Below are 4,372 nucleotides of genomic sequence, written 5' to 3' on the forward strand. Positions count from 1 at the left end.
AGAAGAAATGACTATAAGCGAGGTAAACAATGAGAATAGAGGAGCTGCTGCTTCGAACCATGAAAAGTGATCAGAATCCGAATGAAGGAAAAATCGATTACTACATGCAGAGAGCAGGTTTTATGAAGAAAGTGAATGGGATGCTGGCTTATACGACAGCTGGTATACTGCTTAAAAACCGGATTGAGGGAATGATTGTGGACATTCTGAAGAAGGAATCCTTTTCTCGGATCGGGTTTTCAGGGGTGAATAGTCTTCTAGAGCTGGAAAAGACATTCCATTCCTATAATGATTTCTATGTCGGATCCTATAAGGATATTCCACTGAAACTGTATGTGAAAGATCAGATCTCATATAGAGAGGAGAACCATGCGTCCCTATGGAGAGGAAACGCACAGAACATCATAGGATTTTCCATGCTGGGTGTGGAGACAGATTCGGATGAGTTGATGGTACGTATCTTCCGTGAATTGGGCATAGAAGCTGTCGAGGATCAGAAGGGGTATTATTATCCGTCAATTTCCGGACAGGAGGAATACTGCGCGGAGGATGAATCTGGTGACCATAGTGCAAGAAAAGAGAAGGATGGCTCGCCGGAAAGCCTGATGATGGTGAAGACACCTGGAACAAAAACCATTCATGAGCTCTGCCTCTTTCTGGAAGCGAAGCCTTCCGATATACTGAAGACAATGCTTTTGACGGATGGTGTCAAGACCTATGCAGTTGTTCTGGAGGGGCATAGGGAGATGGATCTGGCCAGGGTGAATAGAATACTGGGGCTGAAAGAAGACGCGTTGAAGGTGCTTCCGTCTTCCCAGGTGACGGCATTGACCGGTGCAGAGGTCGGATTCGCAGGGCCGATGAATCTTAGAGTGGATCAGATTCTCGTGGATGAAGGAGTCAGCAAGAAGAAAGCTTATATCGCTGGAGCGAATCAGACAGACTATCATTATAAAGGGATGAAATACGGACGCGATTTTTCCGGGGATTTCTATTCTGTCACCAGGCGAGAAAAAACATCGAAAGGGTGGCTTCTTGGTGAAATCAGAAATCAGCCGGAAAAAATCAGGGTGCAGGCTCAGGATGGCGGGTTTGATTATCACCCTTTAAGTGTCGCGTACTTGAATGTGGATCGGCTGATTCTTGCAGTGGCGGAAACCTCTATGGATGAGATCGGGCTCAACCTGTCCAAAGAAACCACGTGCTTCGATGCTGTTGTGGCATTGGTTGACCCTAGAGAAGAGAGAGGGATTACAGCAGGAAGTGAACTCTATGAGATTCTCTCAGACAGTGGGCTTCGTGTGCTCCTTGATGACAGAAAAGATCGTATGGGCAGTAAGTTCAGCGACTATGATCTATTGGGAATCCCTAAAAGAGTCATTGTCGGGCGAGATGGAAATTTCGATGTGAAAGACAGAAACGGCAGTGTTACAAAGACGGACAAGAATAATATAGTGGAAATCATCAGGTCTTAAGTGATAAAATAAGAAAAACAACTATGCAGAAATTACAGGAGGAAGGTTATGAAGGTTTATAATACTTTAACCAGAAAGAAAGAGGAATTCATCCCTATCGAAGAAGGGAAAGTCAGGATGTATGTCTGTGGACCTACGGTGTACAATCTTTTCCATATCGGGAATGCAAGAACCTTCATCATCTTTGATACCATCAGAAGATATCTGGAATACAGAGGGTATGAAGTCAAGTTCGTTCAGAACTTCACGGATATCGATGACAAGATGATCAAGAAAGCACAGGATACAGATACAACAGTGAAAGAGCTGGGAGATCGCTATATCATGGAATATTACCTTGATGCGGATAAACTCAACATCAAGAGAGCTACAGTCAATCCAAGGGCGACGGAGTACATTACGGAAATGATTGATTTCATCGAAGAACTCATTCAAAAGGGATATGCTTATGAGGTGGATGGAGACGTCTATTATTCAACCAAGACCTTTGCGGGATACGGAAAGCTTTCGGGTCAGAATCTAGAAGACCTGCAGTCTGGCTCTAGAGTGGAAGTGGATGACAGAAAGAGAGATCCCATGGATTTCGCTCTGTGGAAGAAAGCGAAGCCCTTCGAGCCTTCCTGGAAAAGTCCATGGGGAAATGGAAGGCCTGGATGGCATATCGAGTGTTCCTGCATGGCACTGAATCTCCTTGGAGAAACCATAGACATCCATGCAGGTGGAACGGACCTTGTTTTCCCGCATCATGAAAATGAAATCGCCCAGAGTGAAGGGCGTTCCGGGAAGACCTTTGCGAAATACTGGCTTCATGGCGCATTCATCAATGTGGATAACAAGAAAATGAGCAAATCGCTCAATAATTTCTTCACGGCAAGAGAGATTCTGGAGAAATATGACCAGGAAGTGGTTCGTCTATTCATGATTTCTGGCCATTACAGAACACAGATCAATTTCACCATTGAAGTGCTCGATGCGGCAAAGGCAAGTCTGGAAAGAATGTACAATGCCCTGAACAGACTGAACGGTTACCTCAGGAATGAAAAAGAGGGAATGGGTCAGGAGGAACTACTAATAAAGGAAGCGCTTCTGCAATACAAGAACCGATTCATTGAAAAGATGGATGACGATTTCAACACGGCAGATGCGATTTCAGTGATTTTTGAGCTCATCAGAGATGTTAATAGTAAGATAAACGAAAATACATCAAAAGAACTGGTGCAATTCACCATAGATCTGCTTGTGGATCTGGGCTCGCCACTGGGAATCATGCAGCATCCTCTGGGTGGAACGCTGGAAGCGGACATCGAAAAACTCATCGAAGAGAGAAACGAAGCGAGAAAAAACAGGGATTTCTCCTTGGCGGACAAGATCAGAGACGATCTGGCAGCAGAAGGGATCATTCTCGAGGATACACCGAACGGTGTGAGATGGAGCCGCAAAAATTCATAGATTGGTTATAAACATCAGATGGTGATAAAATTATCATTATCTGATGTTTTGCTGTTTTTCAATCGAATTAGCGGGGTTTTTGTATCAGAATAGTACAAAAATTGATTTTACATTACTGATTTGCCCGATCTATTGATGAATTTGATATTTTACCATGGTCTTTGTGTGTAATCGTTGTGTTAAATGTGAAATAATTGTTAATGTAATAAGTTTTTTTAAAGGTATTGTCTGATGATTAACAATGTATTAGAATGTAATAGTAGTTAATACAAAATATAAAAAACTCATGGAGGGACAGGGAAACATGAAAAAAATACTATCATTAGTTTTATCATCAGTACTGGCATTTTCTGTATTAGCAGGATGTGCTGCAAACGAAGAACCAGCTGAAACACCAGCTGAAACACCAGTTGAAGAGCCAGCAGAGGAACCTGCTGAAGAAGAACCAGCTGCAGAAGAAGGTTCCATCACAAAGCTTGGTCTTGGACTAGTTACATCAATCGCTAAGTCAAAGGATCTTGCTGAAGGTGCTGCTACAGGACAGGTTGATACAGTTATAGTTGCTGCAGGATTTGATGCTGACGGTAAGATCGTAAGCGTAACAATCGACACAGCACAGGACAAAGTAGGATTTGACGGTGAAATGCAGTTAACATCTGACACATCCGTTGCTGGAAGAACCAAGATCGAACTTGGAGACGAGTACGGTATGAAGGGTGCTTCAGGAATCGGTAAGGAATGGCACGAACAGATCGCTGAATTCGAAGCTTGGATGATTGGTAAGACAGTCGAGGAAGTTAAGGGAATGAAGCTGGTTGAAACTGTTCCAGATGAAGAAGATCTTAAGAGCACAGTTACAATCAAGGTTCAGGGATACATCGACGCTCTAGAAAAGGCTTACAACTCCGCTATCGAAGTTGAAGGCGCAGAAAAGGTTGGTCTTGGAGCTACTGTTTCAACAGCTAAGTCCAAGTCTGCTGAAGGTGAAAACGGAGCAGTTGCTCAGGTTGACACAACTGTAGTTGCTACAGCTCTTAAGGCTGATGGAACAGTTGCAGGTTCAGTAATCGACGTTGCTCAGACTAAGGTTGCTTACGATGCTGACGGTGTTGTTACAAACGACAAAGCAGCAGCTGTTAAGTCAAAGGTTGAGCTTGGAGACGAGTATGGCATGAAGAAAGCATCCGGAATCGGAAGCGAATGGTTCGAGCAGGCTCTTGCTCTTGCTGAATGGATGAAGGGTAAGACTGTTGATGAAGTGACAGGTATGGAAGTGGCAGAAGGAAAAGCTACATCTGAAGACCTAACATCAAGCGTAACAGTTACTGTTACAGGTTACCTGGAAGCGTTTGAAGAAGCTGCAGCTAACGCTAGATAATTTAAACTGATCAGGCTCCTCCAGAAATGGAGGAGCTTTTTTATGGCAGCAGTTCCCTGAGCGATATGCG

Annotated in this window: 3 protein-coding genes; all 3 read left to right on the forward strand. The window is 43.8% G+C overall.

Features of this window, described 5'->3' with window-relative positions:
- The first annotated feature begins 29 nt into the window (after positions 1–29).
- The gene (locus tag ACHAL6_RS15325) at positions 30–1,475 is read left to right on the forward strand and encodes a YbaK/EbsC family protein (RefSeq protein WP_395271526.1); all 1,446 of its coding nucleotides are present in this window, start codon (positions 30–32) and stop codon (positions 1,473–1,475) included.
- 48 nt (positions 1,476–1,523) lie between these two features.
- A complete protein-coding gene (cysS, locus tag ACHAL6_RS15330; protein ID WP_395271527.1) occupies positions 1,524–2,924 on the forward strand; it encodes a cysteine--tRNA ligase in 1,401 nt (466 codons plus the stop codon).
- A gap of 304 nt (positions 2,925–3,228) precedes the next feature.
- Positions 3,229–4,302 (forward strand): hypothetical protein, encoded by a 1,074-nt coding sequence (locus ACHAL6_RS15335; protein ID WP_395271528.1) that lies wholly within the window; start codon positions 3,229–3,231, stop codon positions 4,300–4,302.
- Positions 4,303–4,372 lie beyond the last annotated feature (70 nt).

It is taken from the genome of Proteiniclasticum sp. C24MP, assembly GCF_043951855.1.
GTDB lineage: Bacteria > Bacillota > Clostridia > Clostridiales > Clostridiaceae > Proteiniclasticum.